Source organism: Vibrio sp. 811, assembly GCF_033339195.1.
Genome location: NZ_JAWOUB010000596.1, coordinates 1 through 607, shown reverse-complemented (window position 1 = coordinate 607; position 607 = coordinate 1). Strand labels below are relative to the sequence as shown.

The window sequence follows — 607 nt, the reverse complement described above, 5'->3', positions numbered from 1 at the left end:
TCTTGCTCAGATTGCTGATTATGTGCGTCACAATCAAGATATCGACCTCGTGCTGGTGGCGACATACACTGATTCAACCGATGGTAAGAGCGAAAGCCAGAGCCTATCGGAGCGACGAGCAGAGTCTCTACGTACTTACTTTGAATCACTGGGTTTGCCAGAGGATCGTATTCAAGTGCAAGGTTATGGCAAGCGCCGACCTATTGCTGATAATGGCACGCCGATTGGTAAAGACAAGAACCGTCGTGTAGTGATCTCTTTAGGTCGAACTCAAGTTTAGGCCGTAGTAAGCATGCTTACATAAAAAACGCCGGAGAAATAATCTCCGGCGTTTTTGTATATTGACGTTGTTCGCTTGTTAATTAAGTAAGAGCCTCGAAAACGCTCAAGTCTTACTTTGTATATGTTAGTGAGTATCTACTTACTGTCGAATAACTTTCGTTGAGTCATTTCCAAGTGATGAGGTCAGCTTATTTTCGACCTTTGCTCATTAATTTAAACGAAACTTAGCGATCACTTCGCAATTGGTTGCGGTATCGATCTTCTCTACTTGTTTCGCAATTGCTGGGTTTGGATGACGCTTCATAAAATCGATAAGTGCTTTTGT

2 protein-coding genes are annotated in these 607 nt (G+C 42.8%); one reads left to right on the top strand and one right to left on the bottom strand.

What is annotated here, in order from left to right; genetic code table 11:
* Nucleotides 1-280, top strand: a 280-nt coding sequence (locus R7Q46_RS28295; RefSeq protein ID WP_318078454.1) for an OmpA family protein, incomplete at its 5' end; no start/stop codon positions are given.
* Nucleotides 281-490: 210 nt separating this feature from the next.
* Here R7Q46_RS28295 and R7Q46_RS28290 read toward each other — a convergent pair.
* The coding region (locus R7Q46_RS28290) for a DUF2753 family protein (protein WP_318078455.1) at nt 491-607 on the bottom strand (117 nt) is incomplete at its 5' end.